The sequence below is a fragment of the Paraburkholderia sp. GAS33 genome (assembly GCF_050436645.1).
In the GTDB taxonomy this organism is placed as follows: domain Bacteria; phylum Pseudomonadota; class Gammaproteobacteria; order Burkholderiales; family Burkholderiaceae; genus Paraburkholderia; species Paraburkholderia phenazinium_B.
On the sequence record NZ_JBNDMP010000013.1, the window covers coordinates 30,034 to 55,905 of the forward strand.

The 25,872-nt window shown below is 59.2% G+C and carries 22 protein-coding genes; 10 read left to right on the forward strand and 12 right to left on the reverse strand.

The window, feature by feature from the left end:
• Positions 1 to 121 precede the first annotated feature (121 nt).
• Positions 122 to 1,129 (reverse strand): lipopolysaccharide heptosyltransferase I, encoded by a 1,008-nt coding sequence (gene waaC, locus P3T24_RS30810; protein ID WP_429440438.1) that lies wholly within the window; start codon positions 1,127 to 1,129, stop codon positions 122 to 124.
• Between the two features lie 227 nt (positions 1,130 to 1,356).
• Between waaC and P3T24_RS30815 the strand changes: the two genes are divergently transcribed.
• Positions 1,357 to 2,754 (forward strand): chloride channel protein, encoded by a 1,398-nt coding sequence (locus P3T24_RS30815; protein ID WP_429440440.1) that lies wholly within the window; start codon positions 1,357 to 1,359, stop codon positions 2,752 to 2,754.
• An 81-nt stretch (positions 2,755 to 2,835) separates the two neighbouring features.
• Here the strand turns inward: P3T24_RS30815 and P3T24_RS30820 are convergent, their stop codons facing one another.
• From P3T24_RS30820 to map, 6 genes are all read right to left on the reverse strand, one after another.
• Positions 2,836 to 3,144, reverse strand: coding sequence for a YXWGXW repeat-containing protein (locus tag P3T24_RS30820; RefSeq protein WP_429440442.1), 309 nt, complete (start codon positions 3,142 to 3,144; stop codon positions 2,836 to 2,838).
• Between the two features lie 397 nt (positions 3,145 to 3,541).
• Complete coding sequence (gene minE / locus P3T24_RS30825) at positions 3,542 to 3,796, reverse strand: cell division topological specificity factor MinE (RefSeq protein WP_074263652.1); 255 nt, start codon at positions 3,794 to 3,796, stop codon at positions 3,542 to 3,544.
• Positions 3,797 to 3,810: 14 nt separating this feature from the next.
• The gene (gene minD, locus P3T24_RS30830) at positions 3,811 to 4,626 is read right to left on the reverse strand and encodes a septum site-determining protein MinD (protein ID WP_074263651.1); all 816 of its coding nucleotides are present in this window, start codon (positions 4,624 to 4,626) and stop codon (positions 3,811 to 3,813) included.
• A gap of 93 nt (positions 4,627 to 4,719) precedes the next feature.
• Complete coding sequence (gene minC, locus P3T24_RS30835; RefSeq protein ID WP_429440444.1) at positions 4,720 to 5,607, reverse strand: septum site-determining protein MinC; 888 nt, start codon at positions 5,605 to 5,607, stop codon at positions 4,720 to 4,722.
• A gap of 157 nt (positions 5,608 to 5,764) precedes the next feature.
• A complete protein-coding gene (locus P3T24_RS30840; RefSeq protein WP_074263649.1) occupies positions 5,765 to 6,298 on the reverse strand; it encodes a GNAT family N-acetyltransferase in 534 nt (177 codons plus the stop codon).
• Positions 6,299 to 6,431: 133 nt separating this feature from the next.
• Positions 6,432 to 7,217, reverse strand: coding sequence for a type I methionyl aminopeptidase (gene map, locus P3T24_RS30845; protein WP_074263648.1), 786 nt, complete (start codon positions 7,215 to 7,217; stop codon positions 6,432 to 6,434).
• Positions 7,218 to 7,645: 428 nt separating this feature from the next.
• On the opposite strand from map, the gene P3T24_RS30850 reads away from it, so the two are divergent.
• The 3 genes from P3T24_RS30850 to P3T24_RS30860 all read left to right on the forward strand — a co-directional run bounded on the left by P3T24_RS30850 (position 7,646) and on the right by P3T24_RS30860 (position 11,233).
• On the forward strand, positions 7,646 to 8,638 hold the full coding sequence (locus tag P3T24_RS30850) for a ferritin-like domain-containing protein (RefSeq protein ID WP_074263647.1): 993 nt from the start codon (positions 7,646 to 7,648) through the stop codon (positions 8,636 to 8,638).
• 137 nt (positions 8,639 to 8,775) lie between these two features.
• Positions 8,776 to 10,080, forward strand: a complete 1,305-nt coding sequence (locus P3T24_RS30855; RefSeq protein ID WP_429440446.1) for an Nramp family divalent metal transporter — start codon at positions 8,776 to 8,778, stop codon at positions 10,078 to 10,080.
• 190 nt (positions 10,081 to 10,270) lie between these two features.
• A complete protein-coding gene (locus P3T24_RS30860) occupies positions 10,271 to 11,233 on the forward strand; it encodes an alpha/beta hydrolase (protein WP_429440448.1) in 963 nt (320 codons plus the stop codon).
• Between the two features lie 33 nt (positions 11,234 to 11,266).
• Here P3T24_RS30860 and P3T24_RS30865 read toward each other — a convergent pair whose 3' ends face one another.
• From P3T24_RS30865 to P3T24_RS30880, 4 genes are read right to left on the reverse strand one after another with little or no spacing between them, the layout of a single operon-like run.
• Complete coding sequence (locus P3T24_RS30865; protein ID WP_429440450.1) at positions 11,267 to 11,779, reverse strand: chalcone isomerase family protein; 513 nt, start codon at positions 11,777 to 11,779, stop codon at positions 11,267 to 11,269.
• 1 nt (position 11,780) lies between these two features.
• Positions 11,781 to 12,992: a class I SAM-dependent methyltransferase gene (locus tag P3T24_RS30870; RefSeq protein WP_429440452.1), complete on the reverse strand. Its 1,212-nt coding sequence runs from the start codon at positions 12,990 to 12,992 to the stop codon at positions 11,781 to 11,783.
• A complete protein-coding gene (locus P3T24_RS30875) occupies positions 12,989 to 13,852 on the reverse strand; it encodes a DUF1365 domain-containing protein (RefSeq protein WP_429440454.1) in 864 nt (287 codons plus the stop codon). The genes P3T24_RS30870 and P3T24_RS30875 overlap by 4 nt, the downstream gene beginning before the upstream one ends.
• On the reverse strand, positions 13,849 to 15,147 hold the full coding sequence (locus tag P3T24_RS30880; RefSeq protein ID WP_429440456.1) for an NAD(P)/FAD-dependent oxidoreductase: 1,299 nt from the start codon (positions 15,145 to 15,147) through the stop codon (positions 13,849 to 13,851). Before P3T24_RS30880 ends, P3T24_RS30875 begins: the two co-directional genes overlap by 4 nt.
• 293 nt (positions 15,148 to 15,440) lie before the next feature.
• Here P3T24_RS30880 and P3T24_RS30885 point away from each other — a divergent pair, with 293 nt between their 5' ends.
• A complete protein-coding gene (locus P3T24_RS30885; protein ID WP_429440458.1) occupies positions 15,441 to 16,334 on the forward strand; it encodes an alpha/beta hydrolase in 894 nt (297 codons plus the stop codon).
• Between the two features lie 9 nt (positions 16,335 to 16,343).
• Here the strand turns inward: P3T24_RS30885 and P3T24_RS30890 are convergent, their stop codons facing one another.
• A complete protein-coding gene (locus tag P3T24_RS30890; protein WP_074263641.1) occupies positions 16,344 to 16,562 on the reverse strand; it encodes a hypothetical protein in 219 nt (72 codons plus the stop codon).
• Between the two features lie 348 nt (positions 16,563 to 16,910).
• On the opposite strand from P3T24_RS30890, the gene P3T24_RS30895 reads away from it, so the two are divergent.
• From P3T24_RS30895 to P3T24_RS30915, 5 genes are all read left to right on the forward strand, one after another.
• On the forward strand, positions 16,911 to 18,101 hold the full coding sequence (locus tag P3T24_RS30895) for a tyrosine-type recombinase/integrase (protein ID WP_429440460.1): 1,191 nt from the start codon (positions 16,911 to 16,913) through the stop codon (positions 18,099 to 18,101).
• Positions 18,102 to 19,451: 1,350 nt separating this feature from the next.
• Complete coding sequence (locus P3T24_RS30900) at positions 19,452 to 21,269, forward strand: DUF3857 domain-containing transglutaminase family protein (protein WP_429440462.1); 1,818 nt, start codon at positions 19,452 to 19,454, stop codon at positions 21,267 to 21,269.
• Between the two features lie 456 nt (positions 21,270 to 21,725).
• Positions 21,726 to 21,986, forward strand: a complete 261-nt coding sequence (locus tag P3T24_RS30905) for a hypothetical protein (protein WP_429440464.1) — start codon at positions 21,726 to 21,728, stop codon at positions 21,984 to 21,986.
• Positions 21,987 to 22,423: 437 nt separating this feature from the next.
• The gene (locus P3T24_RS30910) at positions 22,424 to 23,686 is read left to right on the forward strand and encodes an HlyD family secretion protein (protein ID WP_429440466.1); all 1,263 of its coding nucleotides are present in this window, start codon (positions 22,424 to 22,426) and stop codon (positions 23,684 to 23,686) included.
• A 14-nt stretch (positions 23,687 to 23,700) separates the two neighbouring features.
• The gene (locus tag P3T24_RS30915; RefSeq protein WP_429440468.1) at positions 23,701 to 25,869 is read left to right on the forward strand and encodes a peptidase domain-containing ABC transporter; all 2,169 of its coding nucleotides are present in this window, start codon (positions 23,701 to 23,703) and stop codon (positions 25,867 to 25,869) included.
• Positions 25,870 to 25,872: the final 3 nt, after the last annotated feature.

Genomic DNA, 25,872 nt, shown 5'->3' on the forward strand with positions numbered 1-25,872 from the left:
GCCGCGGCAGCGTCCATACGATTGGGCGGACTGTGCGTCACGCCTTTTTTCTTGGGCGAGGAAAGAGTGCCTGCTATGGCACGCGCATTGGAGCGGCAGCGGGGCGGCTGCCTGCGGACGATCAGACAGCGGTGGCGGAATGCGCTTGCGCGCCAGTGGGACGCGGTTCGCCATGCACGTAGTCGATCGCCTGGATCGCTTCGCTGACGGGCGGCACCGACAGGCCATCGCCGATCGAGATCGAGCGATACGGCGCTTCGATACCGAAATGGTCGCGCGAGGTCGCGACAAAGATCATCACCGTGCGCTTTTGCAGCGCGTGAGCGACGTGGACAAAGCCGGTATCCGTACCGACCACAAGAGAACACGCATCGATCATCCGGGCGATCTCGGTGACGCTCATCTGCGGCAACACGGTCGCGCCCGGCACTTCTTTGGCAATTGCTTCGGCTTCCTCACGCTCGCGCGCCGAACCCCACGGCAGCACGATGCGAAACCCGCGCCGCGTCAGTTCGCGCCCTACCTCGCCCCAATGCTCGACCGGCCATTTCTTGTCGTCTTTGGAGGTGGCATGGAACAGCGCCGCGACAGGCGCGTCACCTGCCTCGAACGGTGTGGTACCGGTTTCGGGTAATTTCAGATCGAAGACAGGCTCGCCTTCGGGCTGGTAGCCGAGGGCCTCACCCGCGCTGATACGCATGCCTTCCCAGGCGCTGACGGGCGGACGAGGGCCGAATCGTGCCGTATAGGCGAACGATGCGCCCACCTCGCCGAGGTCCTTGTTGCGGTAGCCGACACGGCGCGACGAACGCGCGAGAAAGGCGATGATGGCGGTCTTGTAGACGCCCTGGATATCAATGATGCAATCGTAGCGGTAGGCGCGAAGCTCGCCGATGGAGGCGCCGATAGCCTTGAGGTCCGACCAGCGGCGCGCCTTCTTGAAGCGGCGCAGCGGTGCGCACAGGACGCGGTCCACACGCTGGCTCCAGTGGACCACTTCGGCAAACGCTTCGTCCGCCGCCCAGTCCACCTGCACCCCCGGAAATGCTCGCTTGATGTCGGCAATAACCGGAAGGGCTTCGACAATATCGCCCAGGGAAGTCACCTTGACGATAAGAATTCGCTTCATTAGTAGCCCGTCACAATATCGATCGCGGCGCTTATTATAGCCGACCGCGTTTTCGTCACATACGCGGGGCGGCGCACTGTGCGGAGCGCGGCCAGCCAAAGGTACATCTCGAAATGGCACGCAGCAGCGCTCTCGGGCACTATCCGCCGCATTTATTTCAATATCCTTTCACGGTCGCGCGAGGTGATCGATCGGTATAATTCACGCTTTGCCTGAGCGCTCATCTAATGCGGGCATTCCCACCTCTTCCCTCCAACGTCATCCGGCGCACGCGCCGCCTGTGGCGCCAATACGGTGTGTTCTGGCTCGGCGCCATCGCCGTCGGTCTGATCGCGGTGTTCTACGCCCGCCTCATCAACTTCGGCTTCGACCAGTTCAGCGCCATGCAACACCGGCATGTGTGGCTGCCGCTGATTGTGACTCCCGCGATTTCAGCCTTGTGCGTATGGCTCACGCGCACATTCTTTCGCGGCGCGGAGGGCAGCGGCATTCCGCAAGTCATTGCCACGCTGCACGCCAAACCCTCTGAATATGGCTCGCGGCTGCTGTCGTTCCGGATCCTGTTCGGCAAGATCGCCGTGTCGTTCCTCGCTATCCTCGGTGGCTTTACGATTGGTCGCGAAGGACCGACGGTCCAGGTGGGCGCCGCGCTGATGTTCAACCTGCGCCGCTTCTACCCGCGCTCGAACGCGCTGATCGAGCGGCAACTGGTGCTGGCCGGCGCAGCGGCGGGCTTGTCCGCAGCATTTAACACGCCGCTGGCAGGGATCGTGTTCGCCATCGAGGAGCTCACCCGCAGCTTCGAGGCGCGCGCAAGCGGCGTGCTGATTACGGCCATCATCATCGCCGGTGTGATCGCCCTTGGGCTGAACGGCAACTACACCTATTTCGGCACGATCCAGATTGGTACGCATTTCCCGGATCTGCTCGCCGTGGCTGTGGTGCTCACGGCTGTCGTCACCGGTATCGCCGGCGGCTTCTTCTGCTGGCTGCTGCTCAACACGGCGCGCTGGATTCCCGCGCCGCTGCGCAAGCTCCATAGCGAGCGGCCGGTTCTCTTCGCCGCGCTGTGTGGGCTGGTGATCGCTGTTGTCGGTTTGATCTCGGGTGGCTTGACCTTCGGCAGTGGCTACGCGGAGGCGCGTGGTCTGCTCGACGGCAGCGAGCATCTGTCGGTGTTCTATCCGTTTCTGAAGCTCATCTCGATGGTCGGCTCATATCTGCCGGGCATTCCGGGCGGCATCTTCGCGCCGTCGCTGTCGATCGGTGCAGGCTTCGGCAATCTGCTGCATATGGTGTTCGGCAGCATGCAACTGCAGATGCTGATCGCGCTCGCCATGGTGGGCTACCTGGCCGCCGTCACCCAGGCGCCGATTACGTCGTTCGTGATCGTGATGGAAATGATCAACGGCCACGCCCTCGTGATCTCGCTGATGGCGACGGCGCTTATCGCGAGTCGCGTATCGCGTCTCTTTGCGCCGCCGCTGTATGAAGCGTTATCGCAGCGCTATATGGCGCCTTTGCCGCAACCCGCGCCTGCGCCGGTACCGGAAGTGCCTGAGGCGCTCATCGACGAGGAGCCCGAGGCAAACGCGGCTGATGAGGCCGACGCGCCGCCGCGCTAGGTCGAGCCTGCCTCAGGCGGCGCTCACGCTGTGCCGGACAGCGCCGGCGCGTCGCAACCGCAACGCGCCGCTGCACGAAGCTTAGCCCCAGTGGCCTTCAACCCAGCGGTAGTTCGGACCATGGGCGACCCAGTGGCCAGGCACCCAGTGATAGCCGACACGCTCGGGCTGCCAGTGGCCCGGCACCCACACGTAGCGACCGTGGTCCCAACGCCAGTGACCCTGATCCCATACAAAGCCATGGCGCGGCGCAGGCACGGCTTCATAACGCATGGGCGGCGGAGCCGACGGCGCCACCACAACGACCTGTGCGGATGCCGAACCGACAGCCGCTGCGCCCGCGGCAACCAGCACAATCTGAGCGACCAGCAAACGAAGATTCCTGTTCATATTCCCCTCTTTCTTAAAAGCACCGGTGGTGGTGGTGTCCGTTTAATGCGCGAGACAGCGTTTTGGCTGACATGCCGGACGTAACGCCTGTCCCTCAAGTGCAACCGAATATTTCCGGCGGCGCCAGTGTGATGAAGAACCGCGACAGGGCCGTGTCAAGAGGCACCCAGCACTACCAGTGCGGACGCGTAGCGACGCCTCGCGGCAACAGAATCGCAGCGGGCGGCATTGAGCATTCGAGGGGAGCACACGGAGACACGAAAACCGGCAGCGGAACCGCTGCACGAAAGCGTACGACATCACGCAACACGGTGGCAAGACCCGCGTTACACCCCCTGCCCGTCACGATGCCGGACAGGGAGCGCATAAAACATCATACAGACCGCCCTTGCGGCAATCAGGCCTGCGGAATTTCGATCTTGACCTCAAGTACTTCGAGGTCGTCCTGGCGCTCGAGGCTGACGCGAATATCCTCATCGGAAATCTTCACGTACTTGGAAATCACGGCGACGAGTTCGCGTTGCAACGCTGGCAGATAATCGGCAGGCGCATGGCCGCCGGCGCGCTCATGCGCGATGATCAACTGCAGGCGTTCCTTCGCTATTGACGCGGACTTCTTCTTCTCGCCCAGCAAAAACGAAAGAATCGACATTACGTGCGCTCCCCTTACTTGGTGCCGAAGAGGCGCTGCAGGAGGCCTGGCTTCTGGTAATCGGTAAAGCGAAGCGATTTCTGCTCGCCGAGGAAACGCGACACAACATCCTTGTAGGCTTCAGCGACATCGGTGCCGTCGAGGTGCACGGCCGGCAGCCCCTGGTTCGACGCATGCAGCACCGCTTCCGATTCCGGAATCACGCCGATCAGATCGATGCGCAAGATCTCCTGAATATCGGTGAGCGAGAGCATTTCGCCTTCGCTCACACGCTTCGGGTTGTAGCGCGTGATCAGCAGATGTTCCTTGATCGGCTCCTTGCTTTCGATCGCGCGCTTGGTCTTCGACGACAGGATACCGAGAATCCGGTCCGAGTCGCGCACGGAGGAGACTTCCGGGTTCGTCACGATCAGCGCTTCGTCGGCGAAGTGCATTGCCAGCAGAGCGCCCGATTCGATACCGGCCGGCGAATCGCAGACGATATATTCGAAGTCCATCGCGATCAGGTCGTTGATGACCTTTTCGACGCCTTCCATGGTCAGCGCGTCTTTGTCACGCGTCTGCGAGGCCGGCAGGATGAACAGGTTCTCGCACTTCTTGTCCTTGATGAGCGCCTGATTCAGGTTGGCTTCGCCCTGGATCACGTTGATCAGGTCATACACCACACGACGTTCGCAGCCCATGATGAGGTCGAGGTTACGCAGGCCGACGTCGAAGTCGATCACGGCGGTTTTGTGGCCCCGTAACGCCAGGGCCGATGCAAAACTCGCGCTCGTGGTCGTCTTGCCCACGCCACCCTTGCCCGATGTCACCACAATGATTTTTGCCATTACCCTTACCCTGAGTTCGTCAATTTCGTTCAAATAAGTCCGGCGGCAGCCAGATCCCAGGCACGCGCCGGGCACGGCGCGCGCAACCGGTGATCAGGTGAGACGCAGCGGTTCAATCATCAGCTTTTCTTCATCGAGCCAGATCTGCACCGGCTTGCCGAGCACGTCGGCCGGCAGCGGGTTCTCGGTCGTACGGTAGATACCGGCGATCGAGATCAGTTCCGGCTCCAGACACGTGCAGAAAATGCGCGCGTCGTGGTTGCCCTGCACGCCGGCCAAGGCCCGGCCGCGCAACGGCGCGTAAATATGGATATTGCCTTCGGCGATCACTTCCGCCCCGTAGCTCACGAGGCCCAGCACCACCAGATCGCCCTTCGCGTAGATGCGCTGGCCGGAGCGCAGCGGCTTGTCGACCACCGTGGTTGTCGACGAGGTGACCAGCTTCGCGGGGTCGGCTGGCGCTGCCGCCTGGGTGCCCGCGGCAGGGCCGGCCGCCACAACTTCGACGGAGGCTGCCGGCGCGTCGATCGGCAATTCCCCCTGCACCGGAGCGGTGCTCTCGCCACTGTTGCCACTGTTGCCGCGCTCGCCACCCTCCGGCGCTGCGCCGCTCTCAGCACCCTGCGCGCCCTCTTCGGCTCCCGGCCTGGCGCCCGCTGCTCCACGCCGGTCGCGCGCTTCGAGCAGCGGCAACGCGGACTCGGCAGCCCAGCCCTGCTGCGGATTCGCTACCACGCCCACCGGGCGCATCCGCACGCTGTCGAGCAGTTGCGAGATCTCGGCGAGCGGCACGCGCTCGTCGTCGGCAAGGCGGCGCACGTCGATTGCGACGACGTCGTTAGCGAAGAATTCGGGGGTCGCTTCGAAGCGCCGGGTCAGTTCGGCACGCATGGCGTCGAGGTCGGTCGTCTTGACCACGAACAGGAGCGTGTCGACAGTGCCACTGCGGAGTTCGAAAAATGGCGATTTCTTGGGCGACATAGCGTTCGACAAAAAATTTTGCGTATTTTACAGGCGTCCACGCGTGGAGCCAGTATTTTCGGCGAGAGGGATAAATGCCGCTGCCCAACCGGCGACGGCGGACGCAACAGCAGCGTAGGCAGGAAGGGAGCGGCGCCCGGCGGGACCGCTCGGCGGATCACTGGGAGGAGGCTTGCGAGGCGCGCTGCACGTGGCGCACCAGCAGGCTTTCCGACTGGTCGGGCCAGCGTGCCGTGCGGGCATGCTCGCCGGTCGGGCCGAAGCCGAGGCGCTCGTAAAAGCGCATCGCCGTGCGATTGGCGTCGGCCACCCACGCGTAGATTTCCTCGGCGCCTTCAGCGGCCAGCCACTCGCTGGCGGTATTGACGAGCAGCTCGCCGCCGCGCAGATGACGCACCGCAGGCGCCACCCACAGCTCGCCTACAAAGGCACGGCGCGCGGCGCTGTCTTCGAAATGCGCTTCGATCAGCCCGGCTGGATGGCCCTCGGTATAGAGAATGAACGACGTAGCCACCGTCGAGACCGCGTGGCTGGCAGCGGTAGCATCGAAGCTTGCGGCGTCGACCGACAGGGCATCCTCGAGCGTCTCGCCGAAGGCATAGGGCGCCTCCCGCAGCGACGCAGTACGGAGTTCGCGGAATACTGCGCCCTGCTCAGCGGCGATGCGGCGAACGGTCAATGACGGACTCATGCAGACGAAAACCCCTTGAAACACTAAGGCGTAGCTTTAACCGAACCGGCGCGGGAGTCAAATCCTTATTTTCCGGATCTGTGGGCGAGCGCCCTTGACGACACCCGCTTATCTCTTTTCTCTCGGGGGATCTTCACGGCGCCTGATAGCTGCCCGTGCCGTCCGGCCAGGGCGTCAACAGCTCGAAACCGTCTTCCGTGACGGCGACCATGTGCTCCCATTGCGCAGACAACGAACGGTCTTTGGTAACCACCGTCCAGCCGTCGCGCAGGACCGTGGTGCCGGCGCGTCCCGCGTTGATCATCGGCTCGATCGTGAACACCATGCCCGGCCTCAGACGGATGCCCTGCCCCGGCTGGCCGTAGTGCAGCACCTGTGGATCTTCGTGATACACCTTGCCGATGCCATGCCCGCAGTAGTCGCGCACGATCGAAAAACCGTCGCGCTGTGCGGTCTTCTGGATCGCATGGCCCACGTCGCCGAGCGTCGCGCCCGGCTTTACCTGACGCATGCCGGCGACCATCGCCTCATAGGTGGTGTCGATCAGTTGCCGCGCCACCGTGCTCGGCTTGCCGACGCAATACATGCGGCTGGTGTCGCCGAAGTAGCCGTCCTTGATCACGGCCACGTCGATATTGATGATATCGCCGTCCTTGAGGACTTCGGTCCGGTTCGGGATGCCGTGGCAAACCACCTGGTTCACGGAGGTGCAGACCGTCTTTGGAAATCCCAGGTAGCCGACATTCGCCGGAACCGCTTTCTGGGTATTGACGATGTAGTCGTTACACAGCGCGTCAAGCTCGTCCGTCGAGATACCGGCCTGCACGTGTTCGCCGATCATCGCGAGGACGTCGGCCGCGAGGCGTCCCGCGATTCGCAGCGCGGCGATGTCCTCAGGAGTCTTGTAGGTAATGGCCATGAAGTCGGGGCAGGTTCGTGAACGCGCGACGGCAAAGCAGTTGCCCGCGTTCGTGTGAAGAAGGCAAACCGGCTGGGTACGCGGCGGCGTGTAGCACTCGCGCGGGCAACCCGATCCGGTCATCGATCAGGGGAATTGTACAGAGGATGGCGGCAGGAGCTAGCGGAAGCCGCCCCCGCGCTTTCGCAAGGAATGCTGCGAACGCACGCAAATATCTTTTGTGCGCGCTGCATCCATGGACGGACTCGACTCGTAAAGTTCGTTGAGGACTCGCCTTTTCTCAGTCGTCGCTAAAGCTTCGTCCGAGAGCAGCGATGTGTCTTCATGTCCGCGATTTGCGCATGTGCATCGCGTCAGTTGTCCTGTTGTGTACGCGTTTGCGTCGCAAATGGCGTGGCTTTCCTGAGGTCTATCTGAGGAGCACGGTCATGTCCGAAAAGTCAGAAAGCAGCCAGAGTAATTCAGCACAACTAATCGATACATTCGAGCGCCGGGTGCAGCGACGCACACAACGCAGACAATTTTTCCGCAATGCAGGCGGCCTGAGTCTCGGTCTCGTTGGCGGCACGCTGATCAGCGCTTGCGGCGGTGGCTCCGGCGTCTCGTCGATGGCTCAGTCCACCGCGCCGACCGACGAAGAGATTCTCAACTTCGCGCTCAATCTCGAGTACCTCGAAGCACAGTTCTATACCTATGCGACAACGGGTAGCGGACTTCCGGCCAGCATGCTCAGCGGCGTCGGCACGCAAGGCACCGTCATCGCGGGTGCGCAAGTGCCGTTCCAGGATCCTGTCGTGCAGGCCTACGCAAACGAGATCGCCAACGACGAACGCGAACACGTGGCGTTCCTGCGCACCGCGCTGGGTTCGTCGGCGGTGGCCATGCCGTCCATCGACGTGAGCGGCACCAACCCTAACGGTGCGTTCTCGGTAGCAGCGCGTGCGGCAGGTCTCGTCGCGGCGGGCGTCGCGTTCGACCCCTATGCGAGCGACAACAACTTTCTGCTCGGCGCGTTCATCTTCGAGGACGTCGGCGTGACGGCCTATAAAGGCGCAGCACCGTTGCTCGCGAGCAAGACCTTCCTGAGCGCCGCGGCCGGCATCCTCGCGGCCGAGGCCTATCACGCGGGCCTCGTGCGCACGACGCTGTACGCGAAAGGGCTCGATACGGCGAGCCTGATCACCGCAGCCAATGCCATCTCCGCAGCGCGCGATAGTCTCGATCAGGTGGGCAACGATGACCAGGGCATCACCGGCGCTACCGCAGGTACGTCCAACATCGTTCCGCTCGACAGCAACGGCCTCGCGTTCGGACGCACCTATTCAGATGTGCTGAACATCGTGTACCTGACCAGTACGGCGGCGGTGAAAGGCGGATTCTTCCCGAACGGCGTGAATGGCTCGCTAAACATGAGCGGCTGACATCGGCGGCTGAAAAGCTGCTGCTCACATCACCCGAGATACCGGCAACGGGCCGCCTCGACGGCGTTCGTGATCCCCGTTGGCCGGAGTTCCATCCATAACCGCTTGACCCGGGTTGACGACACACAGGAGATGTCATGAACGAAGCCATGAGTCCGGGGGTCGTGCCGCAGACGCTGACCGAGCAGACTTGTTTCCGTATTAGCGAAGCTCTCGCCGGACGCCGCCGCGGCCCGCGTGTGATGTTGTCGTTTGTCGGGCCGGCCGTGGTTGCATCCATTGCCTATATGGACCCGGGCAACTTCGCGACCAACATTCAGGCAGGCGCGGGCTACGGTTATTCGCTGCTGTGGGTGGTGGCCGTGGCGAATATCGTCGCCATGCTGTTCCAGGCGATGTCCGCCAAACTTGGCCTCGTCACCGGTCGCAATCTCGCCGAGTTGTGCCGCGAGTCGCTGCCGCGCCGTTATGTGTACGGTATGTGGGGTTTGAGCGAAATCGCCGCGATGGCGACCGATCTTGCCGAATTCGTCGGCGGCGCTATCGGGGTTTCGCTGCTGCTGCATCTGCCGATGATGGCCAGCATGCTGGTCACCGGCGCCGTCACCTTTGGGCTGCTGCAGTTCGAACGCAAGGGCTTTCGCCCGCTTGAACTGGTCATCGCCGCACTGGTCGGCGTCATCGGCCTGTCGTATCTGGCCGAATTGCTGATCGCACCGGTGCACTGGCCGTCAGTATTCCTGCATACTTTCAAGCCGAGCATCCCCGATAGCAACGCGCTGACCATTTCAGTCGGCATTATCGGCGCGACCGTGATGCCGCACGTTCTGTTTTTGCACTCGGGCCTCACGCAGAATCGTGTGACGCCGCGCAACGAGCTCGAACGCTCCAGGCTGCTGAAGTTTTCCAATATCGAGGTCGTGCTTGCCCTCGGCGTTGCGGGTCTGATCAACATGGCGATGGTCATTATGGCGTCAAGTGCGTTTCATCAGGGCCACTCGGACATCGCCAGCATTGAGACCGCCTGGCATACACTGACGCCCCTGCTAGGTGGGGCGGCGGCCGGCCTTTTCCTTGCTGCTTTGATCGCCTCCGGAATTTCGAGCTCGGTAGTCGGCACGATGGCCGGCCAGATGATCATGCAGGGGTTCGTCGGCTTTCGTATTCCAGTTGGCGTGCGCCGCCTCGTCACCATGGTGCCGGCCTTTGCAGTGGTGGCCTGGGGTGTCGACGCGACCAGGGCGCTGGTGTTGAGCCAGGTGGTGTTGAGCGTTGCGCTGCCGGTGCCGATGATCGCACTGCTGTGGTTCACTTCGCGTCGCGATCTGATGGGCGTCTACAGGAACAGCCGGCTGACGAATGTTGCCGCCGTGGTCGGCACGGTCGCCGTGATGGCTTTGAACGGCGTGCTGCTGGTTCAGGCAGCGGGAGTTTCGCTCTAGCCGATATCGCCCACGCCCCGGGCAAAGGAGAACGCCGTGCGCGAGCCTGCTTGCATCCGCCGGCGGCTGCCGTGCGTAGATAGTACGAAACCCACCCTTCGGACTATGACCCCCTCCTATGCCTCGACGCCTGCTTACCTTGACCGCCGCGCTCGCGTTCACCGCGCTCGGCGGCTGCAGTGGAACCGCCATGCTAAATGCCACTGTACCGCGCCAGACGTTCCGCGCCAGCACGGCCATCCCGTACGGTAGCGACGCGCGCCAGAAACTCGATGTCTACGAACCGTTCGAAGCAGAGGCGACAGTGCCCCCGCACGGCCGGCCTGTGGTGGTGTTCTTCTATGGCGGCAGCTGGCAGAACGGCGAGCGCGGCGACTATCTGTTCGTCGGCGAGGCGCTCGCTTCGCGCGGCTTCGTCGCCGTCCTGCCTGACTATCGAACCTGGCCGGACGTCCGGTTCCCAGGTTTTGTAGAGGACGCAGCCGCGGCAGTACGCTGGGCGCGCGACCACGCTGCTGAGTTCGGCGGCGATCCGTCGCGCATCTTCCTGATGGGACATTCCGCGGGAGCGCACATTGCTATACTGTTGGCGACGGACGGCCACTATCTGGCCGCGCAGCAGATGAGCAAGCGCGACCTGAGCGGTGTAATCGGCCTCGCGGGACCCTATGATTTCTTGCCGCTCACCGATCCGGTACTGAAGAACGTCTTTCCGGCACCGCTGCGGGCCGCCAGCCAACCCATCAACTTCGTGAATGGCGACGAGCCGCCGATGTTCCTCGCCGCCGGCAAGCGCGACACCACCGTCGACCCCGGCAACACAGACCGTCTTGCTGCGAAGTTACGAGCGGCCGGCGATACGGTCGAGGTGAAGCACTACCCTGTAGTTGGACATGCGCTGCTGGTTGCTGCGCTTGCCGCGCCGTTGCGTTTTTTTGCGCCTGTGCTGGCCGATTCCAGCCGGTTCATCGATGCCGAAAGCGGGCAGGCGGCGCAACGCGGCAACGATTCGACGCAAGCCACGGTATATGGAGGCAATGTGTATCCACTGAATTCGCTGCATCCTGTTCATGCGGACACCGTGCGAGCCGCTTCCTCTGCGCGTGCGCCAGCGGTGGCCTCGGGCAGTTCGTCGTCGGGTCACGCGGAGTAAAGCCCGACGCGCTTCTACGTAGATGCCGGCGCGTTATTGCAAGCCGCCAAGCAAATGCTTGCGCAGCGAAGGCGCACGTGTGGACGGATCGAGCCAGATGCCAAAGAACGCGCGCGCAAACGCGGGATCATCGAACTCGCCGGTCTCGCGCTCCCCTGCGTAGAAGCGCACGCCCTTGCCCGGCAGAAACACCGCGCTCAACTGATCGCCAGGTTCCACGTCGACGAACGCGCGCAGCATATCTTCGCGCCAGCGATCAAGCGTCTCCGAAGGAATCGGCGCCCCAGCCTGACGTTTGATTTCGTCGATACCCGTGTCGGCAAGCCGCTTGCCCTTGATACTGCGCGTATAGACGATATGCAGCGCAAAGCGCTCGTCATAGTCCACCGGCACGCGTTCGCTCCACAATTGCGCGCGATACAGACTGAAGCCGAATACGCGGAAGTCGCCCTCGCCGACAAGCCGCGCAGACTGCACGTCGCTGCGCCAGTCGGCGCTCGCCGAAGCGGCCCACAACAGCAGCACTAAAGCGACGAGCGAGCGCATGTCAACGATCCGACGCAACCACGAACTGCATCACGTCCGTACGGCCTTCATCGAAGCCTGCCTCGCAATACGCGAGATATAGACGCCACGTCCGCACGAAGGTCTCGTCGAAGCCCTGCGCGCGGATCGCCTCGAGCTGATACTCGAAGGCACTGCGCCAGCGCCGCAACGTCTCGGCATAGTCGCGGCCGAAAGCCAACGACACGCTAGCCGCGAGCCCGGAGCGCTTCGCTACCGCGATAAAACGCTCCGGACTCGGCAGCATGCCACCCGGGAAAATGTATTCGCGGATGAAGTCGCTGGTGGCACGATACGCGGCGAAGTGCGAATCGTCGATCGTGATGGTCTGCACCAACGCTCGCGCGCCAGGCAGAAGGCGTTCGCGCAGGATGCGGAAGTACGTCGGCCAGAACCGCTCGCCTACTGCTTCGAACATCTCGATCGAGACGATGCCGTCGTACTGGGCGGTCAGCATGCGATAGTCGCGTAACTCCAGAGTGACATGGTCGCTCAGACCCTCTTCTTGCACACGCCGTTGGGCGAATTCGAGTTGCGCCGCCGAGATCGTCACGCCGTGCACATGAATGCCCTGACGCGCCGCATGCATCGCAAAGCCGCCCCAGCCGCAGCCGATTTCGAGGATGCGCATGCCGGCCCGCAAACCAAGCGTATCGATGATGCGTTGATATTTGGCGTGCTGCGCATCTTCGAGCGACGTGTCGAAGCGTCCGTCGAATACGGCGCTCGAGTACGTGAAACTCGGATCCAGCCAGCGCTCGTAGAAGGCATTGCCAATGTCGTAGTGTGCGTGGATGTTACGACGGCTGCCTGAGCGCGTATTGCGGCGCAGGCGATGCCGCAGACCGTACCAGACCTGCGCGAGCCAGCCGCCATAGACGGTGCGCTGCAAGGCGCGTTCATTGCGGATCGCGAGGCGCAGGAGTGCGGACAAATCCGGTGTATCGACCCAGAATGCGCGCCATGCATCGGCAAAACCGATGTCGCCTTTGCGCAGGATCGCACCGCACGCGCGCCAGTCGCGCAGTTCGAGCCGCGCACTGGGCGACGCATGCGGATCGCCGAACACACGCGGTTGACCATCGGGCGTGATGAGTACCAGGTGCCCGACGCGAATCCGCTCGAGCAACGACAAAAACAACCGGCCCGACGCAGGGGCGGATTCGCTTCCGCTCAGGGTCCTTGAAAGCGTCATGGCTGAGTCTCCTCAATCGACGAAGAATGGTGTGGGGCTCCGGTTTCGAGACCGGCTGCAAGAACGTGAGTGGCAACGCTGGCGGTGCGGCCCGGCGCAGGATGTTTGCCGTAAAACGGCACCTTCTTGAGTAAGAGCCGCAGCGCCTGCCAGTGAATGCGCGCGACCACGCCGAGCGTGAGTAACGGCTGGTGCGCGAGCGCGCGCAGCGCTGCGCTGCGCGTCAACGGCTGCAAACGGCCGGCGAGCAAAGTACGGATCAGCAGGCCGTCGGCATCGTGATAATCAATGACCACGGATGACGCGTGATGCGACTCGCGGACCTGGAAGCGGTAGCTGCCCTCGACCCGGCAAAACGGCGAGACGTGCAGCACTTTGCAGCAAGTCAGCTTAGTGGATGCATCGATCGGGCCACCGCCGTCCGCAGTCAGCAGATAGCTGTGGCGCGCACCGAACGTGTTGCGCACTTCTGCGAGCAGCGCGCACAGTGCCCCGTCACAGTCGTGGCAAAACCAGAAACTGACCGGATTGAACGCATAGCCGAACACGCGCGGAAAAGCCTGCAGCCAGATCTCGCCGTCGGCCGGCACACCGGCCTCGGCTAGTTGCGCGCGCATCCATGTGTCGAGATCAGTGCCGTCGCAAGGACCGTGGTCGCGCGCGAACAGGCTGAGCGGACCCCAGCGGTTGATGCCGAACCACCAGCTATCGAGCGTGGCGAGGCGCGCGAGATTGCAGCGCACGTAGAACACCGGATACGTGAAACGATGATGACGCGGTCGCAACCGCTCGTGCATCACGCGGCCGACCAGAAGCCGAGCGGCGCTTTCGCGATGCTCGTATGGCGCGCTGCTTTTCATAGCTTGGCCCATGCTGGCGAAGCGCCGAAATCGGCCGCGACGCGCAGAGCAGATTTCAGGCCGTCCTCGTGGAAGCCGTAACCGGTCCATGCACCCGCAAACCAGGTCCGGCGACGACCTTGCAGCGACGGCAAGCGATGCTGCGCGTCGATCGCGGCCAGATCGAATAGCGGATGGTCGTAGACGAAGCGGCGCAACTCGGTGCCCGGCGCCGGTTCGACCACCGGATTCAACGTGACGACTAGCGGTGTGTCGAACGGCAGCGGCTGCAACTGGTTCACCAGATAGCTGACGCAGACCGGACGTGAACCGTCCAGATGCCGGCCGCCCAGATAGTTCCACGCCGACCAGACGCGGCGGCAGCGCGGCAACAGGTTCGTGTCGGTATGCAGCACGGCGATGTTCGGTTGATAGCGCACGGCGCGCAGCACGCTGCGTTCGGCTTCGTCGGCGTCGCCGAGCATGCGGAGCGTGTCGGGTGCATGCGTGGCCAGCACCACTGCGTCGAAGCGTTGCGGACCGGTATCGGTCAACACGTCGACCCCTTGAGCATCGCGTCGCACGCCACGCACGGGGGTGCCGATACGCACGTCGTCGAGTTTGCCGACGATCCGCCGGACGTATTCGCGGCCACCGCCCATCACCGTCTTCCATTGCGGACGGCGATTGACCTGCAGCAGCGCGTGATTCAGGCAAAAGCGCAGGAACGTGGTGGCGGGAAAGCTCAGCACGTCGGCGGTAGCGCTCGACCAGATTGCGGCGGCCATCGGCAACAGGTAGTGCTGCTGAAACGCGCCGCCGTAGCCGCCGGCCGCGAGGAGATCGCCCATCGAGGCGCCGGTCTGCGCCGCGACATCGAGATTGCGCTCAGCGCTGCCGTTAAAGCGCATGATGTCGCGCAGCATGCCGATGAAGGTCGGCGAGAACATGTTGCGGCGCTGCGCAAACACAGTGTTGAGATTCGTGCCCGCCCACTCGAGACGGCCTTCATCGAGCGAGACCGAGAACGTCATCTCGCTCGGATGCGCTTGCACGCCCAGTTCGGCGAACAGCGCGATCAGATTCGGGTAAGTGCGATCGTTGAAGACCAGAAAGCCGGTGTCGACGGGATGGACATGGCCTTCGAGCTTTACGTCGACCGTGTTCGTGTGGCCGCCGGGGTACGAACCAGCTTCGAAGAGCGTCACCTGATTGTGCTTCGACAGCAGGTAGGCGCTCGCCAAGCCCGAAATGCCGGCGCCGACGACCGCGATCCGTTGACCGTGTGGCTGTGGGTTCAAAACGGGGTGACTCATTGGCAGGTCTCCAGCTTGAAACGGGCGCCCGTAAAAGTGGGATTTGGTTGGATTTGCGCACCCATGATCGAAATACGCAGCAGGTGTGGAATCGGATGCAGAGGCGTCGTGAAAATGGGGGTGGGGTTCGGGAAGCGTCGCGCCTGGGCGGGACGTGGGGAAAAGCTGGGAAGCTGCGTGAGTTAGACGCGGACCGGCATAATTAGCCGCTGACAGGGAAACCAACGTGGGCGGAAAACGTGCGCAGACATGGAAATGAAAGCGGTCAATCGGGACGCGTAAACGGCTGGCGGATGGCGCTGCCGTTACTCGGCGCGCTTGTGTTTTCCGCTGGCGCGGCACAAGTGCTTGCCGAACCAATTGGGCCAGGCAATGCGCAACAGATTGCTTCGGTAGATGGCATCGATTTGCCGGTATTTACTTACCGGCCAAGCGGCTGCCAGCCACGGTTTTTGCTGCTGGTGTTTCATGGCGTCGGACGCGACGGCGGTCCGTACCGCGATCACGCCCGGCCGCTCGCGGACCGCATCTGTGCGATCGTGGTGGCGCCGCAGTTCGATCAGAAGCGGTTTCCGCGTGACGAGTATCAGTATGGTGGAATGACGTCTGCGTCTATTGCTTCTGGTGCTTCTGGTGCCTCAACTACGTCCGCAGCCGGGCGTCGCACCGTCGACCTGATACCGGAACTTGTGCGCTGGGCACGGGACGCAGCGGGACAAACTGAATTGCCTTATATCCTGCTTGGGCATTCCGCTGGCGCCCAGTTCGTGGACCGGGTCGCCGCCTACGCGCCCGTGCCGGCAACCCGTGTGGTCGTTGCCAACCCGTCTACCTGGGTGCTGCCCGATACGAAAACTGCAATACCGTTTGGCTTTGACGGACTCGGCACGGATGAAGTGGAAGAGAAAGCGCTACGCGCATATCTGGCTGCGCCGCTGACCGTATTGCTCGGGCAAGACGACGTCCATCAACGCTGGCTCGCACAAGGCAAGCACGCGAGAGCTCAAGGGGACAACCGCTACGACCGTGGGACACATGCGTTTCACGCTGCAGAGGAAGTCGCCAGACGCAATGGCTGGGCGTTCGGATGGAGGCTGATCGAAGTGCCTGGGGTTGGGCACGACGCGGCGGCCATGTTCGGGTCGCCGCAAGCGGTAGAGGCGCTGGGTTTGGATGGTGGCGGCTAGGCGTGCTAGCTAGTCCCAGATATTCCGGAATGCGACAGCCACGATGACCGGTACGCACAGCACGAGCGGAATGGCGAAGTAAGGCACTTCCATATCGACGAAATAGCTGTAGACGAGCCAGCCGACCCCTGCGCCCAGCGTTGCGATGGCGACCAGCCAGGTCAGGATAGTCAGCGTCCGGTTTGACGGACGTTTACGCGAACGCTGATCGGTGGGGGGTGTTTTCATCGCAGGACCAGAGGGTTTTGTTGCGGGTCAATCACGCTCCAATTTTACTCCGGCGGGCAGACGATGAGCAGGTCGTGGGCGCGCCACGTATCGGCTTGCAAACCGTTGCAAACGAATCGCAAATCAGCCGCACAAACAAAAAGCCCTGCGGAATTTCTTCTGCAGGGCTCTTTTGAATTTTGGCGGAGAGGGTGACCGCCATATTCGCGCCCAACTCGATCCAACCTCATCCAATTATCACCTTTAATTTCAAACACTTGCATCCGATTTCAATCCAATTTATTCTGACGCCCTCCAAGTCCATCCAACGTCTTTCGATGGGCTGAACGATGGGCCACATCACGACAGATGCTAACCGATAAACAAGCAAAAGCACTTAAGCGGGGCGACAAGCCGGTCTTCGACGGAAAGGTCACCGGACTGCTCCTGACACCGACAAAGTCCGGCTCCAAATGGACACTGCGTTTCACCAGCCCGATAACCGGCAAACGCCGCGACGCCGGCCTTGGGACTTACCCTGAGACGACAATTGCCGAGGCTCGTGAGAAAGCGCAGACGATGCGCAAGCTAATCGACGCGGGCGAAGACCCGATTGATCAGCGTAACCGCGACCGCGAAGCCGCAGCTATCGCTGTCGCAGCCTTCACCTTTGAGAAAGCTGCCCGGAAGGTCCACGAAGAACTCAAGCCCGGCTGGAGGAACGAGAAGCATGCCGATCAATGGATTAACACATTGGAAACGTACGCCTTCGCGAAGATCGGAAACCGCAAGCTTGACGCGATCACTCCCGCCGATTGCGCGGACGTGCTTCGACCAATCTGGCTGACGAAAGCCGAAACAGCCAGCCGAACTCGGCAAAGGATGCACGCCGTCATGCAGTGGGCATGGGCACACGGCTATATCACCGCAAATCCCGTTTCTGTTGTAGATCACATCCTGCCCAAGCAATCAGGCAAGGCGGAGCACCAACCCGCAATGCCCTGGAAGCAGGTGCCTAAATTTGTCTCCGTGCATCTGGCTGAACACAAACCAACCGATAGCACCCGAGCAGCTTTGCTATTCCTGATTCTGACCGCAACCCGCAGCGGCGAGATTCGCGGCGCGACGTGGGATGAATTTGACCTGGATGCACGGGTATGGAACATTCCGGCTGCTCGAATGAAGGCGCAAGAGGCTCATCGCGTTCCGCTATCCGAACATGCCTTGGCACTTGTCAAGACGCTAAAGAAAATTCAATTGCATGAGACGCTCGTCTTCCCGTCCCCACGAGAAAAAGTGCTGAGCGACATGACACTTACCGCCCTGCTTCGCCGCGTAAAGGCCGAGAGCGATACACCCAATCGATTTGCCACTGCCCACGGCTTCCGTTCCAGTTTCCGCGATTGGGCAAGTGAGCACGGTTATGCCCGTGACCTTGCCGAACGGGCGCTCGCGCACACCGTTGCGAACAAGGTCGAAGCGGCTTATCACCGTACCGACCTCCTTGAACAACGACGTCCTTTGATGGAGGCTTGGGCCAGGCACATCTACACTAATTGAGGGCCCGCGACCTCGGCTCCGAGAAATGACTCTTAATCCGTAGGTCGAGTGTTCGAGTCACTCACGCCACACCAAACAAATCAAGCACTTAGCCCAGTCCTCGTGACTGGGCTTTTTGCTTTCTGGAATTCGTGTAGGCACCGTGTAGGCATTTTTGGTCAACAGCAATCTGTGTCAACCGCCACGCGTGAGCGCGTTTTGACGTCAACGATTTATTGCCTGCCCCTTCTTCACGCATCCAATGGCTAGAGCGATTCCCAAAACCCGTCGGAGGATTGCGCTCTCGGCTTATCGGCCAAGCCCGCGCTACACAAGCGCCACGGTTGTGGGAGTCCGGTCTCGTAGCGCGACAGTTAATATCGACCGCCCGTGATCTTGCGCTACGGTCCCCCGCGTCGAGGACACGGCTCAGAAGGCGCTCCCGAAATCTCGATCGCCCCTTGCGAAAAATGGAACACCGGCGACCTCTGCCTTCGGAGTTTTACCAGCGCGCCACGATCCCTTATAAATCAACGCCTTGCACAGCTCGCAAACTGCAAAACCAAGGCTAACCAAGGTCAATCAGGGCCGTCCAAGCCCACCCAAACTGTATTTTCACTGTACTAGCGGCCGGTTCCCTTGGCGCCCGAGAGGCGTCGTTCGCGCATCAAAACGCATCATCCGGGCGTGCCGAAATTCCCGTTGAGCGGCTTGCGGCATATACGAATACCCACCCCTAACCCGTCCATCAAAACCCACCCCACAAGAGAGGCCCGCAGGCGGGGGGAGGGCTGCGCTTTCAGCACCGGTCGTCGCATGCCTAGATACCGTCGTTGATAGGTATCGTCGAGCATGTGCTAACCTCTGGACGCTTGTAAAAGCATAGGCCATGGGGCGTTATTCACCGCGACGATATCGGTAAGGCCAATTCGCGCACACCCGGACCTCTTCGTACGGCCTGGACGGACGACCAGAACACTCCCCGCGGACTTCAGAGAATTCAAGGGGAAAAGTTAGGCACGAATCCCGCCCTTTCTGTTTTGAAATGGCACCGGCGACAGCAGAGCTTGAAGGAACTCTCACGGCCGGACATCCTTCAATTTGAGATAGAAATCGCCCGTTTCGAATGTCGTCGCGAAGCGGTGATCACGAGTTGGTACTCAAATTTCTCCGGAGACACAATCAAATTTGTCGGCGACGGCAGTGATGCCCGATACAATCCACTTCCGCTCGATACGCACCCCGCAGGATCAATCCCGTTTTCGCTTTGGCGAGCCACCTCAGTCACTAACTATTTCGACTTTCGGTCGGCAGTGCTATCGTACGGCATACACAGTCAGTTCATTCACAAGCGTCGATAGGAGTCTCACTGTGAATTTCGAGAAAGAAGAAATTTTGGCCGACTTTACAATTATTAAAAAGGAAATCGAATATCAGGTTAATGAAGACGGCACTTTTACTCGGACAGAAAAAGAGATTTGTCGAGTTAATACGGAAACCGGAATTAATTTAGTGGGCCAACGATCATTTCGATATAGCCCCCAAATAGATACTATTGATATAAAAACCGCTTTTACCACAAAGGTAGACGGTTTACGGGTTGACGTCGGGGCTGATGGAATTATCATCCAACAGAGCAAAGAGAGTGCGGGCGCGCCCATGTTCGATGACCACAAAGTCAAAACTCTCGTCTTCCCTGGGTTGGAGATTGGATCGATTCTGACAATGGAAGTGGAAAGAAAGCAATATAATCCGCTTTTTCCCGGAAATTTCTCATTTCTTGAATTTTTTAGCGTTCACGACGAGATTGTCTTTGCAAGCGTAACTGTAAAAGTGCCGGAATCATTTACGCTGCATACGCAGGCGATTAATGTTTCAGAAGGAGAAGTTACTTCTGGTAATAATCCAGCCGTAAAGATTTGGCGTTGGACCTTCAGTACATCGAGCATATATGCCCAAGAGCTTCACTCCGTGGATCAAATTGACTACAGTCCTCGCATCGTAGGCACGACCTTTCAAGATCTTGCGGCCGTCGGCCACGCGTATACAGAGCGGACCATTGGGGGCGTACATGACGTAGAGTTCGTCAAGAATTGCGCGGATGAAATAACCGGCTTGGAGACCGACCCAAGGCAGCAGGCAGAGTTAATTTACGATTGGGTAAGCCGCCAAGTACGATACGTCGCGATTCACTACGGACTCGGCGGAGTCGTACCACATAACTTTAATGAGATCGTCGCCAACAAGTATGGTGACTGCAAGGATCACGTTTTTATTTTAGGAGAAATGCTTCAAGCCAAGGGTATAAAAAGTTATCCTGTCTTGGTTAATTCAGGAAGAGCTTATTGGACTCCCGATGTGCCAACGTCACTGGCAGGCTTTGACCATGTCATCATCTACCTGCCCGAATTTGATTTATTTCTTGATTCGACTAGCCGTTACGCCAAATTTGGAATCTTACCTTTTTCGTTGCTCGGAAAGAAAGGATTAGTGATTATGGAAAACAGCTCGAATCTTGTTGATATTCCATTGGGACAACCTAAAAAAGATTCGATAATTATAAAAACAGAAGTAGAATTAACACTAGATGGAGATGCTCACGGATTCAGCGAAGTTGCTAATCACGGAACATTTGATCTTTTCGCGAGACAACTGTTTTCCCAATTTAAACCAGGGAGCGGCCCTCATGTCGCCGCTCATATATTAAGCGTGACAGGGCAAAATGGATCGGGGACCTATATATACGATGATGTTTTCGATTCAAAAAGCTCTTTCAAATACAAGACCGATTTTAAATTAATTGGGGCAGGAAATTTTCCTGGGCCTGGCGCCATTAAAATATCCCTCGGACTTGGCGCATTAAGTGGTATCGGTTCAATTTTTGAAACATGTGGTATCGAAAACAGAAATTTTGCAATCCCAGCCGTTGGCAGGCGAGTTCAGGAGACGATAACCATCCGGCTTCCGGAAGGCGTCACTATTTTGGCCGCCCCTAAACCTCTTGAAATAAGAAATAAATTTGGCACCTATTTTTCAAATTACCATTTTAACGGAAAAATAGTAACCGCGAATCGAGAACTCTCTTTTTCACCCCTCGGTGCAGTAATCGAGTCTGGAGATTATAGTGATTTTCGCGCCATGGGACTACAAGTAAACCGAGACCTCAATTCTCAGATTGTATATTCCTAACACTAGTCGCTCATACACCTCTGGACATGCTGAGGCTGGTCGACACCGCACGAATCTTTTCCGTTTTCTGACAGGCCTTCGAGATACGATTATGTCCGAGTCAACAATTTTTCGCGATGCTCTATGCATCGCCAAGCGGTTATTCCATGTGCATCCGACTGATTTCAAATCAAAATCTAAGCGTGTAATGAAATGTTATTGACATAAAAAATTAATGCATGTCCAATCTTTCCAACAATATTTTTGTTTAGACGCTTTTGGAGGCTATGTGAGAAACGTGGTAGCAGCAGTGGTCCGAATTTTTCACGTATTTCTCTTATATTTTCCGATGTCTTTTTTTTTAGGAAAGTTGGGATTGGACTCAAAAGGAATAATCTCAACTGTTGTGTCGGCATTTTTTGCCGTTTTTTTTAGTCAATTCTTTTTGTCCTACTTTAAATCGTTGGGAGAAAGTAAATGATGTGTTTCGCCGAAGCGACAGATATTTCCGTGAATCTTGTTCAATTATCTGAAGAAGAAATCGACCTTGTAAGCGGTGGAATGGACCTTACACCTCTTGCGGCATTGGTTGCTGCTATGTCGCAAGGCGCGGTAGCCGGGGGCGTTTCCGGCGCAGCGAATGCCTTCGCCACAGGCGGTAGTGTTACCGTGGGCGGAATCGGCGGAATGGCCGGCGGAGCTGCCGCAGGGGCCGTAGCGCATTTGACAGGCAAATAAGTCTGGCTAGATAGGACTGGATGCTCCCGAATCCGAGAGGTCCCGGATTCGGAGCATCTGCGTCCGGGGGTTTGCCTTAGATTGCAAGCGAGTGCGTCTTGAGTACTTTAGACTACGTCCTTCATCTGGCGAGACATTTCCCAAAACGCCCATGACGAGTCAAGTCGCATGTGAGAATAGACTAATGTCTTCATGACCGATAGGTTCATTTAGCGAGACAACTTTTTTAGGCAAGTTTTCATGCAATTTCGATGACTCAGGTCGATCAACTCGAGTAGCAGCTTGCCCTCTTTATTATAGCGCACCATGTTTCCTTTAATTATTGCGCGCCACTGTCGCCGTCTACACGGCATTTGACAATGCTGACCGGACTTACCTGACTTTCGCTACGCGCGCATCCAAATCGTTTTTTGATCCTCCGGTTCATCAAAGAGTTAATGCCTAAGCAATCCCTCCTTTTCCGTTCCGACGCGCAAAAAGCACAGCGAATGCAAGCGCATGGCGATATTTTACTGATCAGGCCACTGTCTTTGACGTTTCTAACAATCACCGCGGCTTGCATGGCGGTATGCGTTATCACACTTTTCTCCTTCGGCGCTTATACAAAGCGCGTAACAGTCGAAGGTATAATTGCGCCCGACGAAGGGCTGATCAAAATTTATCCACAGCAAGGCGGTCTCGTGCTGAAACTCGACGTGGGCGAAGGACAGCCTGTCGCCGCAGGAGAGGCGCTGTACACAATCTCGACCGAACTGCAAAGCACGGGAGCAGGAGACACACAGGCAGCGCTCATAAAGGGTGCACGACAGCGCAAAGAGTCACTACAGCAGGAAATCGACAAGACTCGTGTCTTGCAGGCCGACGAGCGCGCTACCTTGCAGGCAAAGATAAGCAGCCTGCGCGCCGAACTTGCGGACGTTGAAAGTCAACTAGTCGCGCAGCGCGCCCGCACTGCCATTGCGGCGGATGCAGCCGCCCGTTACGAAAATCTGCTTGCGAAAGACTACATTTCAAGAGATCAGGCGCAGCAACGCCAAGCCGACCTGCTTGAGCAGCAGTCAAAGCTTGGGAGTCTTCAACGGGACCGCACAAGTGTGATGCAGTCACTGCAGGAAGCGAACGACAGTTTTGCTGAGTCGTCGTTACAGCATCAGAACCAGATTGCACGGGTGCAGCGCGAGGTTATCGGCGTAGACCAAAGCGTAATTGAGAGCGAGGCGAGGCGCGAATTCGTCGTTTCCGCACCCGAGGCCGGCACGGTGACCGCGGTAATCGCGCAGCCAGGGCAAACAGTTGACACTTCAAATCCTGTCGCCAGCATCGTGCCTAAAGGCACGCGCTGGCGGGCGTATCTGTTCGTCCCGAGCGAGGCCATAGGATTTGTACGTGTGGACGATCCCGTTTTGCTTCGCTATCGGGCATACCCGTATCAGAAATTTGGGCAATACCAGGCAAGTGTTGTCTCCATCGCGCGCACGGCACTTTCAGCCAACGAACTGTCGGCGAGTGGTATCCAGAGCGCCAGTAGCCACACTTACTACCGCATCACGGTCGCGCTGAAATCGCAGACAGTTACCGCCTACGGAAAGCCGCAGCCGCTGGAGGCGGGCATGACACTCCAGGCGGATATATTGCAAGATCGTCGCCGCCTTTACGAATGGGTGCTTGAGCCGCTTTACAGCATGACCGGCAAACTCTAATAGGACTTCAACTCATGCCCCTTCTGGATCGCCTTTCCTTCGGCATTGGCAGGAAATTGCCCATCGTCCTGCAAACAGAGGCCGCGGAATGCGGACTGGCCTGCCTCGCGATGGTCGCTGGATATCATGGCCATCACGTCGATCTTGCAACGCTGCGTGCCCAGTTCTCCATGTCGCTGAAAGGCGCATCGCTAAAGCGTGTTATCGAAATTGCGGGACGCCTGGAGCTTGGCACCCGAGCGCTGAAGCTTGATCTCGATAACATCGGCCAGCTGCGTTTGCCCTGCATGCTGCACTGGAATTTCAATCACTTTGTTGTGCTTCGGGAGGTGAGCAGTCGTGGCGTGTCAATTCATGATCCGGCGCGCGGCGAATGCAAGCTGACGTTCGAAGAAGTGTCACGCTCATTTACAGGTGTCGCACTTGAATTGTGGCCGACGGGAAGTTTCAGGCCACGAGACGCGAATCCATCCGTCAAGCTTCGCTCACTGATCGGCCCCATCGCAGGTCTGTCCCGTTCGCTGGGTCAAATTCTTTTGCTTGCTCTTGCGCTTGAAGTTTTCTCGCTCGTTTCACCGTTTTTTCTGCAATGGGTAATTGATGACGTCATCGTGAGCGCAGACCGTAGTCTGTTGACGCTGCTCGTGCTTGGCTTTGGACTTCTACTGTTGATGCAACAGGCCACTAGCGCGATCCGGGCGTGGGCGTTGATGTATCTCGGCACAACGTTAAACGTGCAGTGGCGAGCCAACGTGTTCACACACCTTCTCAGCCTGCCGGTCCAGTACTTCGAGCGACGGCACCTGGGCGATGTTGTCTCGCGTTTCGGTTCGATTGACACGATCCAGCAGACGCTCACCACGTCCTTTCTAAGCGCTGTGATTGACGGCGTGATGACGATCATCACGCTGGCCATGATGTTCGTCTACAGTCGCGCGCTTGGACTGATCGCGCTAGGAACCATGCTGCTATACGGTCTGCTCCGCTGGGCATGGTACTGGCCGTTGCGCACTGCGTCCGAGAACCAGATTATCCATGCAGCGAAACAGCAAAGTAACTTTCTGGAAACCGTGCGTGGAGTCAAGACGATCAAGCTGTTTAACCGCCAGAGCGAGCGACGATCGGGGTGGCTCGCCCTGCTGGTTGAACAGGTCAATGCAGGGTTGCATGTCCAGAAACTTCAGTTGCTGTATCAACAGCTTAACGGGTTGCTGTTTGGTATCGAAGGATTGCTGGTGATCTGGCTCGGCGCCCGGCTCGTGATGGACGGTCAGTTCACCGTCGGGGTGCTTATCGCCTTCAATGCATACAAGATGCAGTTTGACAGCCGGGTGAGTAGCCTCATCGACCGGTTTTTCGAAGTCAAGATGCTGCAACTGCAAGGCGAGCGCCTCGCAGACATTGTGTTCGCAGAGCCCGAACCCGCCACCAGCATCCGGCATGTGCCTGGCGAGGGTGAAAATCTCACCCCTAGGATTGAGGCGGAGAACCTGACGTTCCGCTACGCAGATGGTGAGCCACCCGTTCTCAACGGGGTCTCGTTTCGCGTCGAGCCGGGCGAATCCGTTGCCATAGTCGGGCCGTCAGGTTGCGGCAAGACAACGCTTGTCAATGTGCTGCTCGGGATTCTCGGGCCAACTTCCGGTACGGTGCGCATAGGTGGTATTGAGGTTGATCGACTCGGCATCGAGCGACTGCGTTCGCTCATCGGTACGGTCTTGCAGGACGACGTTCTGTTCGCCGGATCGATCTCCGACAACATATGTTTTTTTGATCCGCAGGCTGATTCCCAATGGATCGCCGAATGCGCGCAGCTTGCCGCGATACATTCGGATATCGTCGCGATGCCTATGGGTTACAACACACTGGTGGGAGACATGGGTACGGTCCTTTCGGGTGGACAAAAGCAGCGGGTACTGCTCGCCAGGGCACTCTACAAGCGGCCAAAGATTCTTGTCCTGGACGAGGCCACAAGTCACCTGGACATCCAGCGTGAACAGCAAGTGAATGCCTCCGTCGGCGCGCTTCGGATGACACGCCTGATCGTCGCACATCGCCCCGAAACAATCGCGTCCGCGTCGCGCGTCATTGTCCTGAATGCCGGCAAGGTGGCGTTCGACCAACCGCCATCGGCACTTGCCGCAATGACACCCGATGCGAACATCGAAGTACCCGGACGATAAAGG

What these genes read in the sequence shown, in the direction of transcription:
- P3T24_RS30865 (WP_429440450.1), bottom strand. Translation starts at nt 11,779, where the DNA reads ATGCGCTCGCTCGTCGCTTTAGTGCTGCTGTTGTGGGCCGCTTCGGCG.
- P3T24_RS30895 (WP_429440460.1), top strand. Translation starts at nt 16,911, where the DNA reads ATGCTAACCGATAAACAAGCAAAAGCACTTAAGCGGGGCGACAAGCCG.
- minC (WP_429440444.1), bottom strand. Translation starts at nt 5,607, where the DNA reads ATGTCGCCCAAGAAATCGCCATTTTTCGAACTCCGCAGTGGCACTGTC.
- P3T24_RS30880 (WP_429440456.1), bottom strand. Translation starts at nt 15,147, where the DNA reads ATGAGTCACCCCGTTTTGAACCCACAGCCACACGGTCAACGGATCGCG.
- P3T24_RS30905 (WP_429440464.1), top strand. Translation starts at nt 21,726, where the DNA reads ATGATGTGTTTCGCCGAAGCGACAGATATTTCCGTGAATCTTGTTCAA.
- P3T24_RS30815 (WP_429440440.1), top strand. Translation starts at nt 1,357, where the DNA reads ATGCGGGCATTCCCACCTCTTCCCTCCAACGTCATCCGGCGCACGCGC.
- P3T24_RS30915 (WP_429440468.1), top strand. Translation starts at nt 23,701, where the DNA reads ATGCCCCTTCTGGATCGCCTTTCCTTCGGCATTGGCAGGAAATTGCCC.
- minD (WP_074263651.1), bottom strand. Translation starts at nt 4,626, where the DNA reads ATGGCAAAAATCATTGTGGTGACATCGGGCAAGGGTGGCGTGGGCAAG.
- P3T24_RS30855 (WP_429440446.1), top strand. Translation starts at nt 8,776, where the DNA reads ATGAACGAAGCCATGAGTCCGGGGGTCGTGCCGCAGACGCTGACCGAG.
- P3T24_RS30910 (WP_429440466.1), top strand. Translation starts at nt 22,424, where the DNA reads ATGCCTAAGCAATCCCTCCTTTTCCGTTCCGACGCGCAAAAAGCACAG.
- P3T24_RS30840 (WP_074263649.1), bottom strand. Translation starts at nt 6,298, where the DNA reads ATGAGTCCGTCATTGACCGTTCGCCGCATCGCCGCTGAGCAGGGCGCA.
- P3T24_RS30820 (WP_429440442.1), bottom strand. Translation starts at nt 3,144, where the DNA reads ATGAACAGGAATCTTCGTTTGCTGGTCGCTCAGATTGTGCTGGTTGCC.
- P3T24_RS30885 (WP_429440458.1), top strand. Translation starts at nt 15,441, where the DNA reads ATGGCGCTGCCGTTACTCGGCGCGCTTGTGTTTTCCGCTGGCGCGGCA.
- minE (WP_074263652.1), bottom strand. Translation starts at nt 3,796, where the DNA reads ATGTCGATTCTTTCGTTTTTGCTGGGCGAGAAGAAGAAGTCCGCGTCA.
- P3T24_RS30870 (WP_429440452.1), bottom strand. Translation starts at nt 12,992, where the DNA reads ATGACGCTTTCAAGGACCCTGAGCGGAAGCGAATCCGCCCCTGCGTCG.
- P3T24_RS30850 (WP_074263647.1), top strand. Translation starts at nt 7,646, where the DNA reads ATGTCCGAAAAGTCAGAAAGCAGCCAGAGTAATTCAGCACAACTAATC.
- P3T24_RS30890 (WP_074263641.1), bottom strand. Translation starts at nt 16,562, where the DNA reads ATGAAAACACCCCCCACCGATCAGCGTTCGCGTAAACGTCCGTCAAAC.
- P3T24_RS30875 (WP_429440454.1), bottom strand. Translation starts at nt 13,852, where the DNA reads ATGAAAAGCAGCGCGCCATACGAGCATCGCGAAAGCGCCGCTCGGCTT.
- P3T24_RS30860 (WP_429440448.1), top strand. Translation starts at nt 10,271, where the DNA reads ATGCTAAATGCCACTGTACCGCGCCAGACGTTCCGCGCCAGCACGGCC.
- map (WP_074263648.1), bottom strand. Translation starts at nt 7,217, where the DNA reads ATGGCCATTACCTACAAGACTCCTGAGGACATCGCCGCGCTGCGAATC.
- waaC (WP_429440438.1), bottom strand. Translation starts at nt 1,129, where the DNA reads ATGAAGCGAATTCTTATCGTCAAGGTGACTTCCCTGGGCGATATTGTC.